The organism is Streptomyces sp. NBC_00464 (assembly GCF_036013915.1).
Classification (GTDB): Bacteria; Actinomycetota; Actinomycetes; order Streptomycetales; family Streptomycetaceae; genus Streptomyces.
Window position 1 is genome coordinate 6103845 of record NZ_CP107899.1, and the last position, 19865, is coordinate 6123709.

22 protein-coding genes and 1 pseudogene are annotated in these 19865 nt (G+C 69.5%); 17 read left to right on the forward strand and 6 right to left on the reverse strand.

Annotated features, from left to right (window positions below):
* Positions 1 to 143: 143 nt before the first annotated feature.
* The 5 genes from OG912_RS27440 (at position 144) to OG912_RS27460 (ending at position 4634) form a co-directional block, all read left to right on the forward strand.
* Positions 144 to 902, forward strand: coding sequence for an SDR family NAD(P)-dependent oxidoreductase (locus OG912_RS27440; RefSeq protein WP_327711681.1), 759 nt, complete (start codon positions 144 to 146; stop codon positions 900 to 902).
* Between the two features lie 62 nt (positions 903 to 964).
* Positions 965 to 1708 (forward strand): FadR/GntR family transcriptional regulator, encoded by a 744-nt coding sequence (locus tag OG912_RS27445; protein ID WP_327711682.1) that lies wholly within the window; start codon positions 965 to 967, stop codon positions 1706 to 1708.
* Entirely contained in the window at positions 1705 to 2850 is a 1146-nt protein-coding gene (gene dgoD, locus OG912_RS27450; protein WP_327711683.1) for a galactonate dehydratase, read from the forward strand. The genes OG912_RS27445 and dgoD overlap by 4 nt, the downstream gene beginning before the upstream one ends.
* A 94-nt stretch (positions 2851 to 2944) precedes the next feature.
* On the forward strand, positions 2945 to 3586 hold the full coding sequence (locus OG912_RS27455) for a bifunctional 4-hydroxy-2-oxoglutarate aldolase/2-dehydro-3-deoxy-phosphogluconate aldolase (protein WP_327711684.1): 642 nt from the start codon (positions 2945 to 2947) through the stop codon (positions 3584 to 3586).
* A gap of 40 nt (positions 3587 to 3626) precedes the next feature.
* Positions 3627 to 4634 (forward strand): sugar kinase, encoded by a 1008-nt coding sequence (locus OG912_RS27460; RefSeq protein ID WP_327711685.1) that lies wholly within the window; start codon positions 3627 to 3629, stop codon positions 4632 to 4634.
* 51 nt (positions 4635 to 4685) lie between these two features.
* Here the strand turns inward: OG912_RS27460 and OG912_RS27465 are convergent, their stop codons facing one another.
* The 3 genes from OG912_RS27465 to OG912_RS27475 all read right to left on the reverse strand — a co-directional run bounded on the left by OG912_RS27465 (position 4686) and on the right by OG912_RS27475 (position 7475).
* Positions 4686 to 5699: a COX15/CtaA family protein gene (locus tag OG912_RS27465; protein ID WP_327711686.1), complete on the reverse strand. Its 1014-nt coding sequence runs from the start codon at positions 5697 to 5699 to the stop codon at positions 4686 to 4688.
* 64 nt (positions 5700 to 5763) lie between these two features.
* The gene (locus tag OG912_RS27470) at positions 5764 to 6531 is read right to left on the reverse strand and encodes an ABC transporter permease (RefSeq protein ID WP_326735545.1); all 768 of its coding nucleotides are present in this window, start codon (positions 6529 to 6531) and stop codon (positions 5764 to 5766) included.
* Positions 6528 to 7475, reverse strand: a complete 948-nt coding sequence (locus tag OG912_RS27475) for an ABC transporter ATP-binding protein (protein WP_327711687.1) — start codon at positions 7473 to 7475, stop codon at positions 6528 to 6530. Before OG912_RS27475 ends, OG912_RS27470 begins: the two co-directional genes overlap by 4 nt.
* A 136-nt stretch (positions 7476 to 7611) precedes the next feature.
* Here OG912_RS27475 and OG912_RS27480 point away from each other — a divergent pair, with 136 nt between their 5' ends.
* From OG912_RS27480 to OG912_RS27515, 8 genes are all read left to right on the forward strand, one after another.
* Positions 7612 to 8358, forward strand: coding sequence for a helix-turn-helix transcriptional regulator (locus OG912_RS27480; protein WP_327711688.1), 747 nt, complete (start codon positions 7612 to 7614; stop codon positions 8356 to 8358).
* Positions 8355 to 9776 (forward strand): Fe-S cluster assembly protein SufB, encoded by a 1422-nt coding sequence (sufB, locus tag OG912_RS27485; RefSeq protein ID WP_136328638.1) that lies wholly within the window; start codon positions 8355 to 8357, stop codon positions 9774 to 9776. Before OG912_RS27480 ends, sufB begins: the two co-directional genes overlap by 4 nt.
* 62 nt (positions 9777 to 9838) lie before the next feature.
* Positions 9839 to 11020: a Fe-S cluster assembly protein SufD gene (gene sufD, locus OG912_RS27490; protein WP_326735541.1), complete on the forward strand. Its 1182-nt coding sequence runs from the start codon at positions 9839 to 9841 to the stop codon at positions 11018 to 11020.
* Positions 11020 to 11337, forward strand: a complete 318-nt coding sequence (locus OG912_RS27495) for a bifunctional 3-phenylpropionate/cinnamic acid dioxygenase ferredoxin subunit (protein WP_326663576.1) — start codon at positions 11020 to 11022, stop codon at positions 11335 to 11337. The genes sufD and OG912_RS27495 overlap by 1 nt, the downstream gene beginning before the upstream one ends.
* 7 nt (positions 11338 to 11344) lie before the next feature.
* Positions 11345 to 12109, forward strand: a complete 765-nt coding sequence (sufC, locus tag OG912_RS27500; protein ID WP_326663577.1) for a Fe-S cluster assembly ATPase SufC — start codon at positions 11345 to 11347, stop codon at positions 12107 to 12109.
* The gene (locus OG912_RS27505; protein ID WP_326735539.1) at positions 12106 to 13374 is read left to right on the forward strand and encodes a cysteine desulfurase; all 1269 of its coding nucleotides are present in this window, start codon (positions 12106 to 12108) and stop codon (positions 13372 to 13374) included. Before sufC ends, OG912_RS27505 begins: the two co-directional genes overlap by 4 nt.
* A gap of 21 nt (positions 13375 to 13395) precedes the next feature.
* The gene (gene sufU / locus OG912_RS27510; RefSeq protein WP_024492621.1) at positions 13396 to 13851 is read left to right on the forward strand and encodes a Fe-S cluster assembly sulfur transfer protein SufU; all 456 of its coding nucleotides are present in this window, start codon (positions 13396 to 13398) and stop codon (positions 13849 to 13851) included.
* On the forward strand, positions 13848 to 14186 hold the full coding sequence (locus OG912_RS27515) for a metal-sulfur cluster assembly factor (RefSeq protein ID WP_093539690.1): 339 nt from the start codon (positions 13848 to 13850) through the stop codon (positions 14184 to 14186). The genes sufU and OG912_RS27515 overlap by 4 nt, the downstream gene beginning before the upstream one ends.
* Before the next feature lie 80 nt (positions 14187 to 14266).
* Here OG912_RS27515 and OG912_RS27520 read toward each other — a convergent pair whose 3' ends face one another.
* From OG912_RS27520 to OG912_RS27530, 3 genes are all read right to left on the reverse strand, one after another.
* On the reverse strand, positions 14267 to 14710 hold the full coding sequence (locus tag OG912_RS27520) for a hypothetical protein (RefSeq protein ID WP_327711689.1): 444 nt from the start codon (positions 14708 to 14710) through the stop codon (positions 14267 to 14269).
* A gap of 73 nt (positions 14711 to 14783) precedes the next feature.
* The gene (locus OG912_RS27525) at positions 14784 to 16583 is read right to left on the reverse strand and encodes an alpha/beta hydrolase (protein ID WP_327711690.1); all 1800 of its coding nucleotides are present in this window, start codon (positions 16581 to 16583) and stop codon (positions 14784 to 14786) included.
* Between the two features lie 9 nt (positions 16584 to 16592).
* Entirely contained in the window at positions 16593 to 16994 is a 402-nt protein-coding gene (locus tag OG912_RS27530) for a hypothetical protein (RefSeq protein ID WP_327711691.1), read from the reverse strand.
* 401 nt (positions 16995 to 17395) lie between these two features.
* On the opposite strand from OG912_RS27530, the gene OG912_RS27535 reads away from it, so the two are divergent.
* The 4 genes and pseudogenes from OG912_RS27535 (at position 17396) to OG912_RS27545 (ending at position 19628) form a co-directional block, all read left to right on the forward strand.
* Positions 17396 to 18790: a hypothetical protein gene (locus OG912_RS27535; protein ID WP_327711692.1), complete on the forward strand. Its 1395-nt coding sequence runs from the start codon at positions 17396 to 17398 to the stop codon at positions 18788 to 18790.
* A gap of 240 nt (positions 18791 to 19030) precedes the next feature.
* Complete coding sequence (locus OG912_RS27540) at positions 19031 to 19162, forward strand: hypothetical protein (RefSeq protein WP_326735533.1); 132 nt, start codon at positions 19031 to 19033, stop codon at positions 19160 to 19162.
* Between the two features lie 95 nt (positions 19163 to 19257).
* Positions 19258 to 19446, forward strand: a pseudogene (locus OG912_RS40110) (DUF6333 family protein); the annotation flags it as partial.
* 20 nt (positions 19447 to 19466) lie between these two features.
* On the forward strand, positions 19467 to 19628 hold the full coding sequence (locus OG912_RS27545) for a DUF6333 family protein (protein ID WP_327711693.1): 162 nt from the start codon (positions 19467 to 19469) through the stop codon (positions 19626 to 19628).
* Positions 19629 to 19865: the final 237 nt, after the last annotated feature.

The following is a 19865-nucleotide window of genomic DNA, read 5'->3' on the forward strand; positions in this document are numbered from 1 at the left end:
AGTGTTACTTAATTAGTAATTAACCTTGACCGCGTCCTACTCGCACCGTCACGCTGTGTCCGGGCTCCTCCGGCATGGCGAGCCCCGCTGCTGGGCCACGATGGCCGACAGCACACAGATGTCCTGAGGAGTCGATCCGCCGCATGAACGCGCACCCCCGTTTCGCCGACAAGGTGGCGGTCGTCACCGGAGCCGCCTCGGGCATCGGTGCGGCCACCGCCGAACGGCTTGCCGCGGAGGGCGCCGCGGTGATCCTCGCGGACATCGCGGAGGACCTCGGCGAGAGCGTCGCCACAGCCATCCGCGCCGGGGGCGGCCGCGCCCTCTTCGTCCGCACCGATGTCTCCGACGAGGCCGACTGGCGGCGGGCCGTGGCCGCCGCGCACACCTTCGGCCCCGTCGGCGTCCTGGTGAGCAACGCCTATACGGTCGACGTCATCCCCGCCCACGAGATGACCGTCGCCTCCTGGGAGCGGCAGCTCGCGGTGAACCTCACCGGCACCTTCCTCGGCTTCCGCGCGGTCCTGCCCGACCTGCGCGAACAGTGCGGAGCCGTGGTGCTGACCTCCTCGGTCCACGCCCACAAGGGCATCCCGGGGCACCCCGCCTACGCGGCGTCCAAGGGCGCGCTGCTCTCCCTGTGCGGCCAGCTCGCGGTGGAGTACGGACCCGAGGTGCGGGTCAACGCCGTGCTGCCCGGCCCCATCCTCACCGCGGCCTGGGACCGGGTGACAGAGGAGGACCGGCGCAGGAGCGTCGCCGAGACCGCCGCGGGCCGGTTCGGCACCCCCGGTGAGGCGGCCGCCGCCATCGCCTTCCTCGCCGCCGACGAAGCGTCCTACATCACCGGATCGAGCCTGCTCGTGGACGGCGGCTGGTCCGTCGTCAAGGCCTCGGCCTGACCACCGCCGTACCCCCCCCGGGGAGTCCCCGTAGCCCCCGTAGAGCAGAAAGGCACACGGACATGACGCCATACGCGCGCCGCGGAGTGCACGGCCAGACCGTGGAGACTCTTGCGCGCCGGGTCCTGAGCGGCGAGATCCCCGAAGGGGCGACCCTCGACCTCGTGGCGCTCCAGGGCGAGCTGGACGTCAGTCTGACCGCCCTGCGGGAGTCCCTGAAGGTTCTCGCGGCCAAGGGGATCGTCGACGCGCGCCAGAAGCGCGGCACCTTCGTCAGGGCCCGCTCCGACTGGAACCTGCTCGACGGGGACGTACTGCGCTGGCAGTTCGCCGGCGGCACCGAATCCGGCGCCGACCTGGCACTGCTGCGCAACCTCGGCGAGGTCCGCGGCATCATCGAGCCGGCTGCCGTCCGGCTCGCCGCCGAACGCCGCACCGAGGCGGACCTGGTCACCCTCGAAGCCGCGATCACGGCGATGGGCGACCAGGAGGGCGGTGCGGCCCACGCGGTCGAGGCCGACCTCGCCTTCCACCGTGCCCTCCTCGCGGCCACCCACAACGAACTGCTGGAACGCATGGAGATGGTCATCGAGTCCGGCCTCGCCCAACGCGACGAGATCGTGCACAGCTCCCAGCAGGGCGAAGACCCGGTACCCAGCCACCGTGCCGTCCTGGACGCCGTCCGCGACCGGGACCCGGCCGCCGCCGAACACGCCATGCGGGCCCTGCTCGACCAAGCCGTACGCGACCTCGACCGGGTGCACGGCACCGCGGCGGCCACCGACGAGGGGACCGCGGACCGGTGAAGATCACCCGTATCGAGACCTTCCTCGTACCGCCACGCTGGCTGTTCTGCCGGATCGAGACCGACGAGGGTGTCGTCGGCTGGGGCGAACCCGTGGTGGAGGGCCGGGCCGAAGTGGTCCGCGCCGCCGTGGACGTCCTCGCCGAATACCTGATCGGCCGGGATCCGCTGCGCATCCAGGACCACTGGCAGGTGCTCAGCAAGGGCGGCTTCTACCGGGGCGGCCCGATACTCTCCAGTGCCGTCGCCGGCATCGACCAGGCCCTGTGGGACATCGCCGGGAAGACGTACGGCGCTCCGGTGCACGCCCTGCTCGGCGGCCCCGTGCGCGACCGGGTACGGGTCTACGCCTGGGTGGGCGGCGACGAACCCGCCCGGCTCGCCGAGGAGGTCACCGCCCAGGTCGAGGCCGGCTTCACCGCCGTCAAGATGAACGCGGCGGGCCGCACCTCCGCGCTGCCCACCCCCGCCGAGACCGCCGCCGTCGTCGAACGGGTAGCCGCCGCCCGCGAGGTGCTCGGTCCCGGCCGCGACGTCGCCGTCGACATGCACGGCCGGTTCGGACCCGCCGGGGCCCGCCGCGTGCTGCACGCCATCGAGCCGCTGCACCCCCTGTTCGTCGAGGAACCGCTCCTGCCCGAGCAGGGGCATCTGCTGCCCGCACTCGTGGGCGCCACCTCCGTCCCCATCGCCACCGGCGAACGGCTCTACGGACGCGCCGACTTCCTGCCCGCACTGACCGCCGGGATCGCGGTCGCCCAGCCCGACCCCTCGCACGCCGGAGGTATCTCCGAGGTGCTCCGCATCGCTTCGCTCGCCGAGACCTTCGGGGCGCAGCTCGCCCCGCACTGCCCGCTCGGCCCCATCGCTCTCGCGGCCGGTCTCCAGATCGCCTTCGCCACCCCGAACTTCCTCATCCAGGAGCAGAGCCGGGGCATCCACTACAACAAGGACGCCGACCTGCTCAGCTACGTCGTGGACACCGAACCGTTCCGCTTCGACGCCGGCCACGCCCGGCGCACCGCCCTGCCGGGGCTCGGCGTCACCGTCGACGAGGCCGCCGTACGCGCCACCGACCGTGCCGGACACGCCTGGCGCAACCCGGTGTGGCGCCACGACGACGGCGCCTTCACCGAGTGGTGAGCGTCCCGCCGGCCACACCCGTACAGCGGAACCGGCCATAGTCGTACAGCAGAACCACCATGCCCGTACAGCAGAGAAGGAAGGAAACCCGCACGTGGAACTGCTGACCGCGCTGCGCGTCCACCGGATCGTCGCCATCGTGCGCGGCGCCGACGCGGACGCCGCACTCAGGACCGTACTCACCCTGGCCGAGGAGGGACTCCCGCTCATCGAGGTCTCCCTCAGCGGCAGGGACGCGCTCGACGTCATCCGCCGGGCCCGTGCCGCGCTCGGCCCGGCCGCACCGCTCGGAGCGGGCACCGTCCTGACAGCCGAGGACGCGGCCGCGGTACGCGACGCGGGAGCCGACTTCGTCGTCACCCCGGCCGTCTGCGAGGGCGTCACCGAGGCGAAGCGCCTCGGGCTGCCGGTGCTGGCAGGAGTGATGACCCCGAGCGACATCGTCGCCGCGCAGCGGCTCGGCGCCGACGCCTACAAGCTCTTCCCCGCAGCACAGGCCGGCGGCCCCGGCTATCTCGGGGCGCTGCGCGGGCCGTTCCCGGACGCGCCGTTCGTCCCCGTCGGGGGAGTGGACGCCGCAGCGGCCCGTGACTATCTCGCCCGGGGCGCGACCGCGGTCGGCGTCGGGTCCCCGCTGATCGGCGACGCCGCCGACGGGGGCAGCGTCGAAGCCCTCCGCGAGCGCACCCGCGCCTTCCTCGAAGCCGTACACCTTCCCGCGGGCACCGGGCGATGACCGCGCGTCTGCCTGCCGCACACCGGCAGGGGAGTTCCGGATGACCGCGACCGTGCGTGCACAGGGTGCCCGCGGGGCACGGTGGCCCGTCCGGCCCCCGGTGACCTGCATCGGCGAGACCATGGCCGCCCTCGTGCCGGAACCGGCCGCCCCGCTGGAGGGCGCCGATCGGCTCGGCGTACGGATCGCCGGCGCCGAATCCAATGTGGCGATGTACCTCGCCGACCACGGGGTGCCCGCCCGCTGGGTCTCCGCGCTCGGCGACGACCCGTTCGGCCGCCGGATCCGCACCGAGGTGGCCGCGTCCGGCGTCGATGTCAGCGGGGTGCGCACCGACCCGCACCGTCCGACCGGACTCCTGGTCAAGGACCCCGGCACCGGCGGCACGCGGGTCCACTACTACCGCCGCGGCTCCGCCGCCTCGGCCCTGACACCGGAACTGCTGGACGACGAAGCCGTGCGCACGGCAGGGCTCATCCACCTCAGCGGCATCACACCGGCGCTCTCCGAGGGCTGCCACGACCTGGTGGCCGCTCTGCTGGAGCCTCCTGCCGCGGAACGGCCCCGCCCGGTCAGCTTCGACGTCAACCACCGGCCCGCCCTGTGGCCGGACGGCACGGCGGCCGGTGTGCTGCTCGCCCTCGCCCGGCAGGCGGACATCACGTTCGTCGGTCTGGACGAGGCACAGGCCCTGTGGGGCGAGGAGTTGGCCGACGCGGCGGCCGTACGGGCGCTGCTTCCCCAGCCGCGGATCCTCGTCGTCAAGGACGGCGGGCGGGCTGCCACCGCCTTCGACGGCAACCGGGTCCACACCGTGCCCGCGCCCGGGGTGGAGGTCGTCGAACCGGTCGGCGCCGGTGACGCGTTCGCCGCCGGGTTCCTCGCCGGGCTGCTCCGTGGCGAGGACACCGTACGGGCGCTGCGGCTGGGGCATCTCACCGCGGGCGCCGCGCTGCGGGTCACCGGTGACCACGGACCGCTGCCGGACCGCGCCCGGCTCGCGGAGCTGCTGGACGCGGTACCCGGGGCATGGGGCCGGGGCGGGTGACAAGGAGGACGGGCAGGCCCGGGCCGGTCACTGCGGAATCACGGGGCGGGCTCAGCCCGCCGTGGCAGGCTCCGGCTGCTCGGCCGCCGGGCCGGGAACCGCGGCGACGCCCACCGGCCGCTCGCGCTGCGACAGCAGGACGCGGACCACACCGATCCACACCAGGCACGAGCCGAACATGTGCAGCCCGACCAGGATCTCGGGGGTGTCGTTGAAATACTGCACGTACCCGATCACGCCCTGCGCCATCAGGATCACGAACAGGTCCCGGGCACGGTGCAGCGGACCCACGGGCGCGTCGACGGCCTTCAGGACGAACCAGAGCGCGACGGTCAGCGCCACCACGACCCACGCCAGGTCGGCGTGGAGCTGGGCGATCATCTTCCAGTCGATCGGGATGCGGTGGACGTCGCTGGAGTCACCGGCGTGCCGCCCGGCCCCCGTGACCACCGTGCCGACCGCGATCAGCAGCCCCGCGGCGATCGCCAGCAGCCAGGTGAGCTGCGAGACGGCCTTGCCCACCAGCGGACGCGGCGCCTCGTCGCCCTCCCCGACCCGCTGCCACGTCACCAGGGCGATCGTCAGCAGCGCGGTGGAGAGCAGGAAGTGGGCCGCGACGGTGTACGGGTTGAGGCCGACGAGCACCACGATGCCGCCGAGCACCGCGTTGCCCATGACCACCCAGAACTGCGCCCAGCCGAGCCGGGTGAGGCTGCGGCGCCAGGGCTTGGCGGACCGGGCGGCGATGATCGCCCAGCCGACCGCCGCGCACAGGACGTAGGTGAGCATGCGGTTGCCGAACTCGATGGCGCCGTGGAAGCCCATCTCACCGGTCGCCGTCAGGCTGTCGTCGGTGCACTTGGGCCAGGTCGGGCAGCCGAGGCCGGAACCGGTCAGCCGTACGGCACCGCCGGTGACGACGATGACGACGGCCATGACGACGGCCGACATCGCCGCACGGCGGACGGTCCGGGGGGACGGCGTCCAGCGCTCGGCGATGTAGAGGAGCGGGTTCCGCACGGCTTGAGCGACTTCGGCTCGGGTCAGCTTGGGCACGCGCACCATCGTAGGCGGCCGCTTGTGCAAGCTTTCACGAGGGGGACGAATCGTGCCCCATGAGTGTCCGGGCTCACTCCCAGCGGAAGAACTTCGCCGCCGCGCCGAGCCCCAGCACCGTCCACACCGCCAGGATCCCCAGGTCGCCCCACGGCATCGCTGCGCCGTGCTGAAGCACGTCCCTGAGGCCGTCCGAGAGAGCGGCGATCGGCAGCAGCCCCAGCACGGACTGCACCGCGTCCGGGAACTTGTCCAGCGGCACGATGACCCCGCCGCCGACCAGCAGCAGCAGGAAGACCAGATTGGCGGCGGCCAGCGTCGCCTCCGCCTTCAGCGTCCCGGCCATCAGCAGACCGAGCCCGGAGAACGCCGCGGTGCCGAGGACCAGGAGCAGCAGTACGGCGAACGGGTTGCCGTGCGGCGACCAGCCCAGCGCGAAGGCGATCACGGTCAGCAGCACGACCTGGAGCACCTCGGTGACCAGCACCGCGAGGGTCTTCGCGGTCATCAGCCCCCAGCGGGGCAGCGGCGAGGCGGCGAGTCGCTTGAGCACGCCGTAGCGCCGCTCGAATCCGGTGGCGATGGCCTGGCCGGTGAAGGCCGTGGACATCACGGCGAGGGCGAGGATGCCGGGGGTCAGGAAGTCGACCGACTCGCCCGAGCCGGTGTCCACGATGTCGACCGCGCTGAACAGCACCAGCAGCAGCGTCGGGATGATCACCGTCAGCAGCAGCTGCTCGCCGTTGCGCAGCAGCATCCGGGTCTCCAGCGCGGTCTGCGCGGCGATCATGCGCGGCAGCGGGGCGGCGCCCGGCCGGGGGGCGTACGTACCGGCGCTCATGCGCGCAGCTCCTTGCCGGTCAGTTCGAGGAAGACGTCTTCCAGGGTGTGGCGCTCGACGGAGATGCCGGAGGGCATCACACCGTTCTGCGCGCACCAGGAGGTGACGGTGGCCAGCAGCTGCGGGTCGACATCGCCGGTGATGCGGTACGCGCCGGTGGCGAGCTCGGCCGCCTCCGTGCCGTCGGGCAGTGCCTTCAGCAGGGAGTCGAGGTCGAGCCCGGGGCGGCCGGTGAAGCGCAGGGTGTTCTCGGCGCCGCCGCGGCACAGGGACTCGGGGCTGCCCTGGGCGAGGAGCCGGCCGGCGTCGATGATGGCGACGTCGTCGGCGAGCTCCTCGGCCTCGTCCATGAAGTGGGTGGTGAGGACGACGCAGACGCCGTCGGCGCGCAGTTCCCGTACGAGGTCCCAGGTGGAACGGCGGGCCTGCGGGTCGAGGCCCGCGGTCGGCTCGTCCAGGAAGACCAGTTCCGGGCGGCCCACGACGGCCATCGCCAGGGCGAGCCGCTGCTGCTGGCCGCCGGAGAGCCGGCGGTAGGTGGTGCGGCCGCAGCTGCCCAGGCCCAGACGTTCGATGAGGGCGTCCACGTCCAGGGGGTGGGCGTGCAGTTTCGCCATGTGGCGGAGCATCTCGTCGGCGCGTGCGCCGGAGTAGACGCCGCCGGACTGGAGCATCACGCCGATGCGGGGGCGCAGACGCGCCGCGTCGGCGACCGGATCGAGGCCGAGGACCCGGACCGTCCCGTCATCCGGACGGCGGTATCCCTCGCAGGTCTCGATCGTGGTGGTCTTGCCCGCGCCGTTGGGGCCGAGGATCGCGGTGACCGCAGCGGCCCGGACATCCAGGTCGAGGCCGTCCACCGCGGCTTTGCTGCCGTACCGCTTCACCAGGCCACGGACCTGGACAGCCGGGCCGGAGGGGGGTGGGGCGGGCTCGCTCTTCATGGGCGGTAAGTCTAGGCAGCCGTCCGCCGGGGCCCGGTCCGGGGGCTTGATTAGGTAACCCTAAGTGATGGATTCCACCCTTGATCGTTTCGGACCGTGGTTGTCAGGGCCGGATGAATTACGCAACAATGGCGTTGTGAAATACGTTGGCGAGGCTCCGCAGGAGGAACTCGCGACCGGAGAGCGCTCGACGCGCAACCGGGTCGCGCGCTCCATCCTGGACCACGGCCCGTCCACCGTCGCCGACCTGGCGAAGCGCCTGGGCCTCACACAGGCCGCCGTCCGCCGCCATCTCGACGCCCTCGTCTCCGACGTCGTCGTCGAGGCCCGTGAGCAGCGGGTGTACGGGGCACGGACCCGCGGCCGTCCGGCCAAGGTGTTCGCCCTGACCGACTGCGGCCGGGACGCCTTCGACCAGTCGTACGACAAGCTCGCCGCGGACGCCCTGCGCTGGATCGCCGAGACCTCGGGCGACGAAGCGGTCATGGTCTTCGCCCGGGCCAGGATCGCCGACCAGTCGGCGGCCTACCGCGCGGCCGTCGAGGCCGCGGCCCCCGAATCCCGTACGGAGGCGCTGGCCAAGGCCTTGTCCGCCGACGGGTACGCTGCTACGGCGCGCAGCGCGCCGGGCCCGCAGCAGGGTGAGCAGCTGTGTCAGCACCACTGCCCGGTCGCACATGTCGCCGAGCAGTACCCGCAGCTGTGCGAGGCGGAGACGGAGATCTTCTCCAGCCTCCTGGGGACCCATGTGCAGCGTCTGGCCACCATCGCCCACGGCGACGGGGTGTGTACGACGTACATTCCGCGCAGCGGCCACCCCACCACCACCCCACAGACCACCGATTCAGCATCTGCAAGCACGGCCGGGAGGAACCCCGCATGACGCTCCCTACGGAGACTGCCCACCCTGAGCTCGATGGCCTGGGCACGTACGAATTCGGCTGGGCCGACTCCGACGCGGCAGGCGCAGCGGCCAAGCGCGGCCTCTCCGAGGCTGTCGTCCGCGACATCTCGGAGAAGAAGAACGAACCCGAGTGGATGCTGAAGCTGAGGCTCAAGGGCCTCAAGCTCTTCGGCAAGAAGCCCATGCCGAACTGGGGCTCGGACCTGTCGGGCATCGACTTCGACAACATCAAGTACTTCGTGCGTTCCACGGAGAAGCAGGCGGAGTCCTGGGAGGACCTGCCCGAGGACATCAAGAACACCTACGACAAGCTCGGCATCCCGGAGGCGGAGAAGCAGCGCCTCGTCGCCGGTGTCGCCGCGCAGTACGAGTCCGAGGTCGTCTACCACCAGATCAACGAGGAGCTGGAGGCGCAGGGTGTCATCTTCATGGACACCGACACCGCGCTGAAGGAGCACCCGGAGCTCTTCAAGGAGTACTTCGGCACGGTCATCCCGGTCGGTGACAACAAGTTCGCCTCGCTGAACTCGGCCGTGTGGTCCGGTGGCTCGTTCATCTACGTGCCGAAGGGCGTGCACGTGGAGATCCCGCTCCAGGCCTACTTCCGTATCAACACGGAGAACATGGGCCAGTTCGAGCGGACGCTGATCATCGTCGACGAGGACGCCTACGTCCACTACGTCGAGGGCTGCACGGCGCCGATCTACTCCTCGGACTCCCTGCACTCCGCGGTCGTCGAGATCATCGTGAAGAAGGGCGGCCGCTGCCGCTACACGACGATCCAGAACTGGTCGAACAACGTCTACAACCTGGTGACCAAGCGCGCCGTCGCCTACGAGGGCGCGACCATGGAGTGGGTCGACGGCAACATCGGCTCCAAGGTCACCATGAAGTACCCGGCCGTCTACCTGATGGGCGAGCACGCCAAGGGCGAGACCCTGTCCATCGCCTTCGCGGGCGAGGGCCAGCACCAGGACGCCGGCGCCAAGATGGTCCACATGGCTCCGAACACCTCCTCCAACATCGTCTCCAAGTCGGTGGCACGAGGCGGCGGCCGCACCTCCTACCGCGGTCTCATCGAGATCGGCGAGGGCGCGCCCGGCTCTAAGTCCAATGTGCTCTGTGACGCGCTGCTGGTCGACACCATCTCGCGTTCCGACACCTACCCGTACGTCGACGTCCGCGAGGACGACGTGTCGATGGGTCACGAGGCGACCGTCTCCAAGGTCTCCGAGGACCAGCTCTTCTACCTGATGAGCCGCGGCATGACCGAGTTCGAGGCGATGGCGATGATCGTGCGCGGCTTCGTCGAGCCGATCGCGAAGGAGCTCCCGATGGAGTACGCCCTCGAGCTCAACCGGCTGATCGAGCTCCAGATGGAGGGTTCGGTCGGCTAGTACGCCGACGACCGGATCCCCCTGACATCTGTCCGACTGAGAAAGCGAGCACTACGACAGCCATGGCTGAGGCTCAGAACATTCCGGCCGGTTCGACGACCGCCGGCTCCATCGCGGTGGCCGCCGAGTCGACCGTCGCCACGCGCATGAGCGCCCCCCCGTCCTTCGACGTCGCGGACTTCCCGGTCCCGCACGGTCGCGAGGAGGAGTGGCGGTTCACGCCGCTGGAGCGGCTGCGCGGACTGCACGACGGCACGGCCGTTGCCACCGGCAGCGGTGTGAAGGTCGCCATCGAGGCTCCTGCGGGTGTCACGGTCGAGACCGTCGGCCGCGACGACGCCCGCCTGGGCAAGGCCGGCACGCCGGTGGACCGGGTCGCCGCGCAGGCGTACTCGTCCTTCGAGCAGGCCTCCGTCGTCACCGTCGCCAAGGAAGCCGTGCTCACCGAGCCGATCCGGATCGCCGTGCACGGTGAGGGCGGCGTCGCCTACGGCCACCAGGTCATCGAGCTGGGCGCCTTCGCCGAGGCCGTCGTCGTCATCGACCACACCGGTGACACCGTGCTCGCCGCCAACGTCGACTACGTCCTGGGCGACGGTGCGAAGCTGACCGTCGTCTCCGTCCAGGACTGGGACGAGCAGGCCGTCCACGTCGGCCAGCACAACGCGCTGGTCGGCCGCGACGCCTCCTTCAAGTCCATCGTCGTCACCTTCGGCGGCGACCTCGTCCGTCTTCACCCGCGGATCGCCTATGCGGGCCCCGGCGGCGAGGCGGAGCTCTTCGGTCTGTACTTCACCGACAAGGGCCAGCACCAGGAGCACCGCCTCCTGGTCGACCACAACGCCCCGCACTGCAAGTCCAACGTGGCCTACAAGGGCGCGCTGCAGGGCGACGGCGCCCACGCCGTGTGGATCGGTGACGTCCTCATCCAGGCGAGCGCCGAGGGAACCGACACCTACGAGATGAACCGCAACCTCGTCCTCACGGACGGTGCGCGGGTCGACTCGGTGCCGAACCTGGAGATCGAGACCGGCGAGATCGTCGGCGCCGGCCACGCCTCCGCGACCGGCCGCTTCGACGACGAGCAGCTCTTCTACCTCCAGTCGCGCGGCATTCCGGCCGAGGAGGCCCGCCGCCTCGTCGTGCGCGGCTTCTTCGCCGAGCTGGTCCAGCAGATCGGCCTGCCGGACGTCGAAGCCCGTCTCCTCGACAAGATCGAGACCGAGCTGAAGGCGTCGGTCTGATGACCTTCGTCAAAGCGTGCGCGCTGAGCGAGCTGGAGGACGACACCCCCAAGCGGGTGGAGCTCGACGGCACGCCGGTGTCCGTCGTCCGCACCGAGGGCGAGGTGTTCGCGATCAACGACATCTGCTCGCACGCGAACGTCTCACTGTCCGAGGGTGAGGTCGAGGACTGCATGATCGAGTGCTGGCTGCACGGATCGAGCTTCGACCTCCGCACCGGCAAGCCGTCCGGCCTTCCCGCGACGCGCCCCGTCCCCGTATACCCCGTCAAGATCCAAGGGGACGATGTGCTCGTCTCCGTCACCCAGGAGTCCTGAGTCACCCATGGCAACGCTTGAAATCCGCGACCTGCACGTCACCGTCGAGGCCGACAACGCCACGAAGGAGATCCTCAAGGGCGTCGACCTGACCGTGAAGCAGGGCGAGACCCACGCCATCATGGGCCCCAACGGGTCCGGCAAGTCCACCCTCGCGTACTCGCTGGCGGGCCACCCCAAGTACACGATCACCAGCGGCACGGTGACCCTGGACGGCGAGAACGTCCTGGACATGACCGTCGACGAGCGCGCCCGCGCCGGCCTGTTCCTCGCCATGCAGTACCCGGTCGAGATCCCCGGTGTCTCGGTCTCCAACTTCCTGCGTACCTCCGCCACCGCCGTCCGCGGCGAGGCACCCAAGCTGCGTACCTGGGTGAAGGAGGTCAAGGAGACGATGGCCGGTCTCCAGATGGACCCGGCGTTCGCCGAGCGCAACGTCAACGAGGGCTTCTCCGGCGGTGAGAAGAAGCGCCACGAGATCCTTCAGCTGGAGCTCCTCAAGCCGAAGATCGCGATCCTCGACGAGACCGACTCCGGCCTGGACGTCGACGCGCTGAAGACCGTCTCCGAAGGAGTCAACCGGGTCCGCGAGTCCGGCGAGGTCGGCACCCTGCTGATCACGCACTACACGCGGATCCTCCGCTACATCAAGCCCGACTTCGTGCACGTCTTCGCCAACGGCCGGATCGCCGAGTCCGGCGGCGCCGAGCTCGCGGACAAGCTGGAGGACGAGGGCTACGAGGCCTACACGAAGGGTGGCGCTTCCGCGTGACTGATGCCCGACAGGGGCTCTCCGGCCTCCTCGACACCGAGGCGATCCGCAAGGACTTCCCGATCCTGGACCGCACGGTCCACGACGGCAAGAAGATCGTGTACCTGGACAGCGCGGCGACCTCGCAGAAGCCGCGCCAGGTGCTCGATGCCCTCAACGAGTACTACGAGCGGCACAACGCCAATGTGCACCGCGGCGTGTACACGATCGCGGAGGAGGCCACGGCGCTGTACGAGGGCGCCCGTGACAAGGTCGCCGCGTTCATCAACGCGCCCAGCCGCAACGAGGTGATCTTCACCAAGAACGCCTCGGAGTCGCTCAACCTCGTGGCCAACATGCTCGGCTGGGCCGACGAGCCCTATCGGGTCGACCACGAGACCGAGATCGTCACCACGGAGATGGAGCACCACTCCAACATCGTGCCGTGGCAGCTGCTCTCGCAGCGCACCGGCGCGAAGCTGAAGTGGTTCGGCATCACCGACGACGGCCGGCTCGACCTGTCCAACATCAACGAGATCATCACCGAGAAGACGAAGATCGTCTCCTTCACGCTGGTCTCGAACATCATGGGCACGATCAACCCGGTCGAGCAGATCGTCCGGCGCGCCCAGGAAGTCGGCGCACTGGTCTGCATCGACGCCTCGCAGGCGGCCCCGCACATGGTGCTCGACGTGCAGGCGCTGCAGGCCGACTTCGTGGCCTTCACCGGCCACAAGATGGTCGGTCCGACCGGCATCGGCGTGCTCTGGGGACGGCAGGAGCTCCTGGAGGACCTGCCGCCGTTCCTCGGTGGCGGCGAGATGATCGAGACCGTGTCGATGCACTCGTCGACGTACGCTCCGGCGCCGCACAAGTTCGAGGCCGGTACGCCTCCGATCGCGCAGGCCGTGGGCCTCGGCGCGGCCGTGGACTACCTCTCGGCGATCGGCATGGAGAACATCCACCGCCATGAGCAGGCCATCACCGAGTACGCGGTGAAGCGCCTGCTGGAGGTCCCGGATCTCAGGATCATCGGTCCGGCCACCGCGGAGGACCGCGGCGCCACGATCTCCTTCACGCTCGGCGACATCCACCCGCACGACGTGGGTCAGGTGCTCGACGAGGAGGGCATCGCGGTCCGGGTCGGACACCACTGCGCACGGCCGGTCTGCCTGCGGTACGGAATTCCTGCGACGACGCGAGCGTCGTTCTATCTGTACTCCACGCCCGCCGAGGTCGACGCCCTGGTGGACGGTCTGAACCACGTCCGGAACTTTTTCGGTTAGACAGCGGCTGAGGGTTGACTGGTGAAGCTTGATTCCATGTACCAGGAAGTGATCCTGGACCACTACAAGCACCCCCACGGGCGCGGCCTGCGGGACGGCGACGCAGAGGTGCACCACGTCAATCCGACGTGCGGTGACGAGATCACGTTGCGGGTGCGCTACGACGGCGAGACGATCGCCGATGTGAGTTACGAGGGCCAGGGCTGCTCCATCAGCCAGGCCAGTGCCTCCGTGCTGAACGAACTGCTGGTCGGCAAGGAACTGGGCGAGGCGCAGAAGATCCAGGCCGCGTTCCTGGAGCTGATGCAGTCCAAGGGACAGCTGGAGCCGGACGATGCGATGGAGGAGGTGCTGGAGGACGCGGTCGCGTTCGCCGGTGTCTCCAAGTACCCGGCCCGGGTCAAGTGCGCGCTGCTGAGCTGGATGGCGTGGAAGGACGCGACGGCGAAGGCGCTGTCCGAAGGGAAGACGGCATGAGCGACAACGAAACTCTCACCACGAAGCCGGCCTCCGAGGAGGAGGTCCGCGAGGCGCTGTACGACGTCGTCGACCCCGAGCTGGGCATCGACGTCGTCAACCTGGGCCTGATCTACGGCATCCACATCGACGACGCCAACATCGCGACCCTCGATATGACCCTGACGTCCGCGGCCTGCCCGCTGACCGATGTCATCGAGGACCAGGCGAAGTCCGCCACCGACGGCATCGTCAACGAGCTCCGGATCAACTGGGTCTGGATGCCGCCGTGGGGCCCGGACAAGATCACCGACGACGGCCGCGAGCAGCTGCGCGCGCTGGGCTTCAACGTCTGAGTGCTTCCGTACGCGTGTGATCGGCCCCCGGTGCGAGCCTGCCGGGGGCCGATCGGCGTTTTGGTCACGCTGCCGGCGGGCTATCCCTTCGAAGCCGTCGGGGTGACCGGCGACCGGTAACAGCGCGATTGGACGGTGACCTCCAGCATGGGCGGGGACTTTTCGGCCTTGACCTCTTTGTGCAGTCTTACGTCGACCATGACTTCACGCCCCTTGGACTCCGCGACGATCTGCGGACTGTTGCCGATAGTGCCGTCCTTGCCGTCCTTCGTGATCGTCCAGCCGTCCTTCGGGAGTTCGACCCGCAGGCGGTTCATGCCTTTTTGCAGCTCGGCGAAGGGTGCCTTGTAGAGGCTCCAGGGGTGAATTGCGTAGTAGGGCTCTTCCTGGTAATAGTCGTCCGAGCAGGGCGTCGTCATCGCCCCCGGCTCCGTGGTCGTCCCCTTGATGTCGATCAGCTCGAGAATCCTGCTGGATGCCCTCTCGACGTCCGCTTTCACGGTGTCCTTGTCCCGTGTCTCCACCGCCTCCTCCTTTCCTGAACACGCCACCGTCAGCGCGCATACCGCGATACTGAATACCAGTGCAGAAAATCGCCTATTCAAGTTTCACCTTGCTGTATGCGCCAGCGATCACGGCTGCCTGATTGAGTAGGCTGAGAGAGCCCTCGTCGTAGAATCCGGTGTGTCCGCCGGAGTCGCTTGCCATGACCTTCCCGCCGAAGGATTCGTCGGTGGGAATGACCCCGTTCTCACCGAGTCCCATCGCTCGGCCCCCCTGCCGGACCAGCTGGTCGTCCCAGGAGTCGGCGCCCATGGCCCATACATGGTCACCTCTGACGCCCAGGTCCGCAGCATGATCGGCCTGGACACCGGGACTGCCCGCGAAGACGTAGTCGTCGGTGGTCTTGGCGTCGTCCCAGCTTCCCGACTGCGCCGAGACGCCGACGACCGTGCTTCCGTAGCTGTGCCCGACGACAGTCGTGTGTGAGCGAGTGCCGTCGTCGGCCTGCTGCGCGACCCTGTTCCCCTCCAGGAAGTCGTGGAGCCGCGGTCCCCCCTCTTCCGCGTACTCCCCGCGCGTTGCCTGGGGAACGACGTTGTCCGGCGCGTTGTAGTCGAGCCACATGATGGTGGAGACGTTCTGGCCGGGGGCAAGGCGCTGACTTGCGTTCCAGAGTCCTTCGGCACGACCGAGGTCCCCACGGACGGATTCCAGTCCCGCTTTCGTACCGGGGACCCAGACGCCTACGTGATCAGCTGTGTCCGGATTCCCGTTGGCGAGAATGACCTTTCCGTTCCCGAGGCCGGTGGGATCGAAGCCGAGCAGGTACGCCTCGGGAAGCCCGCGCTGCCCCGTACGGTCGAAGCGGTCCTGGATGGCCTGCGATCCCTTCAGCACGCCCTCGATCCTGGCCTTCTTGTCCGCGTATTTGTCGTGCCACTGCTGCCACTGCGGGGTGATGACGACAGCGGGGTAGTTGCCGTTGGTATTGGGGGCGTACTTGGCCGGCTCCTTCGGAATGGCATTCAGATCCAGCTGGTATCTCGCCGTCGTCTCGGCCAGAACCATTCTGTTCGCGTCGTCGCGAACGTCGGACGGGAGCCCGTTCATCGACCCGATGGCGTTCGGATGGACGGCCAGATAGTCGGCCCGCTGCTCCGGGGTGAGGTTCTTCCACCACTCCGCGCTCTCCTCGGGGGTGGCTTCCTTCGGCGGGGGTTTGATGCTGTCCAGGTAGGGGTCGGCGGCCTTGAGTACCCCGCCCCGGTCGGACCTCACGTCCACCCGGTCCCGGTTCGAGACCACGAGGTCGTCGTCGGCTCGGAGAGCGCGGAGCTTCGGTGCCCACTTCGCGTCCGCGTCGGTGGCTTCCTGTAAGGCGTCCGCTATCCGGTCGGCATAGGCGATGGCCGCGCCGTAGTAGGGGTTCGGGTGGATGCTCGCCGCTTGGCGGTCCAGGGCGTCGGACGTCGGACTGCCCCCGGTGCTACCGGTCACGGTGCCGCCCGCAGCGTCCTTCTCCTCGCCCGGCTTCCTGCCTGCCGGGAAGCCGACCGAACCGTCTGCGTGCACGGTGCAGTGGTCCGCCTGCGCGTCCTCGATCGCCGCTTCCAGCTTCCTTTTGGCCACAGCCATTTCGAACGCGAAACCGTTCAGCGCGGTGGTCACCAGCCCGCACTCGGTCTGTATGTACTGGAAGTTCTTCGACAGTGCGGCCAGCTCCCGAAGGGCGGCATCCGCAGTCGCGCCTGCAAGCTGGTTACGTATCCCCGCGGCGATCCGGTTGTCGACGGTGTCCTTGGCCGCATTGGCCATCTGATCCGTCGCCCGGTACGCGTCCGCGGCATTCTCGAACTCCGACGGCTTGAGCGCTTTCAGCGTCGCAAGATCCATGCGCCCGGATCACTTCCCGTTCGGCCGGCCGCCGACGGCCTGGGTGTCCGTGTACCTGCCCTTGAGTGCGTCCAGCTCGGTCTTCAGGGACTCATCCGTCTTCGACAGGTCATGTTCTGAAGATGCGAGAAGCGCTCCCAGGGACGTGCATCGCTTGCGCACATTGCCTAAGTACTGGTTCCAGGAGGTGTACAGCTCCTGCTGTGCTGCCGCGCTCCGGCAGCCGGCTGTGTCGTCCAGCCCCGCCTGCCCGTCCTCAAGTTTCGTCAGCGCGGAACCGATCGGCACAGCAAGGCCCTTGGTGCCGTTGCCCGCCTGGGCCCATGCCCTCTTGCTCGACTTCAGGTCCGCCGACGTGTTGGCCCCGGGTGTACCGCCCCCGGAATCGGCCTGATAATGGTTCAACTGCATGTGCGTTGACGATGTTGCCGCTCCGGCCCTGAGCTGCTCCCACTCGTCCCGAGTCGTCACTGCGTCCTCCCCGCGTCCCCGTGTCCCCTTGTCTCTTGGGCCCGTCCCGAACCGGGATGCCCAACAGGCGCCAGCATTCCCGGATGGACGAGCGCAATCAAACGCGTGTGCTGGTTTACGCCAGCCGGGCCGGTGCCCCGGACGTCGTCCATGGCGTGATCCTTGAGGATTTTCCCGAAGTGTGGGGCCCTGTCCGCCCTGTCCGTACCGCGCCGGCCGAGGACGTCTCCGAACCCCTCTGCCGTTCGCCGTTGTTCGTCCGCCGTACCCCCGCCGTCCGCCCGCCGGTGGCGCGAGAATCGGAACCTACTCCTCGACACCACGCCGACGAGAGGCACACCGTGCTGGATCAGCTTGTCCTCCCTCACCGCCGGACCGTCGCCGCCGCAGGAGGTGCGCTGGTACTGGCCGCCCTGGGCCTCGGCGCACCCGCGCAGGCCGCGAGCTACGGAACGCCGACGATCACCCTGTCGGCGGGCTATCTCTCCGGCGCCGTCGGCGCGACTGCCGACCCCGTGGTGACGGTCACCGTCGGGCAGAGCGGAGCCGATGTGTCGGCGCTCGGCGTGGCGGCGTCCGCCAGCTCCAAGTCGTCCGTCGCCGCGACCGGCGATGTGACGGTGACCGGTACGGGCGCCACCCGGCAGCTCCGGGTCGCCGCCCGCGCCCGCGGCTACACCGATCTCACCATCAAGGTCACCGGACTCGGCGGCAAGACCACCACCAAGTCGCTGCACTTCGCGGCCTCCGCCGCTGTGCAGAACGCGGCCGACACCCGCTACCTCACCGGCTCCTCCGATGCCTCGGCCGCCGTCGACGCCGGGGACGGCTATGTGCTGGTCGCCGACGACGAGTCCAACACTCTGCGCCTCTACGATGGTTCCGCCTCCGGCGCGCCCGTACGGACGTGGGACGTGGCCTCCAAGCTCGGCGTCTCCAAGGAGATCGACATCGAGGGCGCGGCCCGGGTAGGGAACACCGTCTACTGGACGGGCTCGCTGGGCAACAACAAGGACGGCGAGTACAAGGCGGACCGCAACACCGTCTTCACGACCACGGTGAGCGGCTCCGGCGCCGCGACCCAGCTGACCGTCGGCGGCTCGTACAAGAAGCTCCGGGACGACCTCGTCGCCTGGGACGAGACGAACGGCAACCGCTACGGCTTTGCCGCGGGGACCGCAGACGGCGAAGCGCCCAAGCAGATCGACGGGTTCAACATCGAGGGCCTGGAGTTCGCACCCGGCTCGACGACCACCGCCTACCTCGGCTTCCGGGCCCCGCTCGTCCCGCCGAAGGAGGGTGGCAAGGCCCTGATCGTGCCCGTCACCAACTTCGACAAGGTGGCCGGTTCCGGAGCGAAGGCGGTCATCGGCACCCCGATCGAGCTGGACCTCGGCGGCCTCAGCATCCGTGACATCCGCAAGAACTCCGCCGACCAGTACCTGATCGTGGCCGGTTCCTGGGCGGCGGACGACAACTCCGACCCGTACGCCCTCTACTCCTGGGACGGAATCGCGGGCCACGCACCGGTCAAGCGCCTGGACCTGCCGACCACCGACCCGGGCGGCTGGGAGGCCGTCGTCGCCGTCCCCGACCTGAACACGACCGGCGCACGCGCCCGGCTGATCACGGACGCGGGCTCGGCCGATCTGTACGGGGACGGTACGGAGGCCAAGGACCTCGACCACGACGAGTGGAAGAAGTCGCGCGCCGCCTGGTTCACCGTCAACGGCTGACCGGGAGCCGGACCCCACGGGTTCGCCCGCAGGCGTCCGGGCCGACGGGTTCGGCATCGTCCGCCCCGTCCGCAGTAGGATGCGCTCCACGAACCGGCCGTACGGGGGAGGGGTGGGAGACCCAAGGTGTTGTGGGGAAAGAAGAAGGAAGAGGGCGGCTTGCCGAGGCTCCCGCGGAGCGTGGATCCGCGGCGAGCCCGTGCCCTCCCGGTTCCGGCCGAGGCACAGGACGACGCGCGCATGTTCATGCTGGGTGGTGACACCATCCGGGCGGTCAAGGTGATTGTGGACGCGACGGGCTACGACCTGCGCCAGGCCAGGGACATCGTGTACGCGCTGGTCTACGACATCGAGGTGCCGAAGGGGAACTGAGCCACGTCGTTCTGCCTGCCTGCCGGTCCGCCCGTCGGGCGGCCGATTCGGCGGTCGCCAAGGGGGCGGCGGGAGGGCCCGTTACGGTGACGAGCATGTCTGACACCGCCTTCTGGACCCTGCCACCCGGCCGCGAAACCCGGGGCAGTGGCAGCCGTTACGAACTCACCGTTCTCCAGAGGCCGTTCACAGGCTCGGTCGGCGAGCTCCCGCCCAACGACGTCGAGTGTGCGGTGGAGTGCGTCCGCTCCCTGGGGGCGATCGACGACGTGATCGAAGACTCGGCCCCCGTTAGCGGAGCGACATGGTCACGGTCGCCGAGAGGGCCGATCTGGACATCGTCCAGGTGGGGGTGTGGGGAAACGGCATGTCGGTCTCCGATCCGGCGTTCGCGGACGACGGCAACGACATGCCCCCCCACCCCCACTCCCACGAAGCCCGGTCCCGCGCCGAGCGGACCGGGTGACGGCGCGTCGGCCCCGGCCCCGGCCCCGTCCGGTCCTGGCGGGAACACCCCGCCGCCGGCGAACAGGCCGGACCCGGACGGCGGCCTCGCCGACACCGGATCCGGCACCCCGACCGGGATGATCTCCGGCATCGCCGCAGCGGTCGTCGCCGCAGGCGTCAGGGCGCCACCGGCTGACCGACCGGCGGTCGTGCGCACGCCTGACACGGACACGATGAGCCTCCCCCTCGAAAGGAG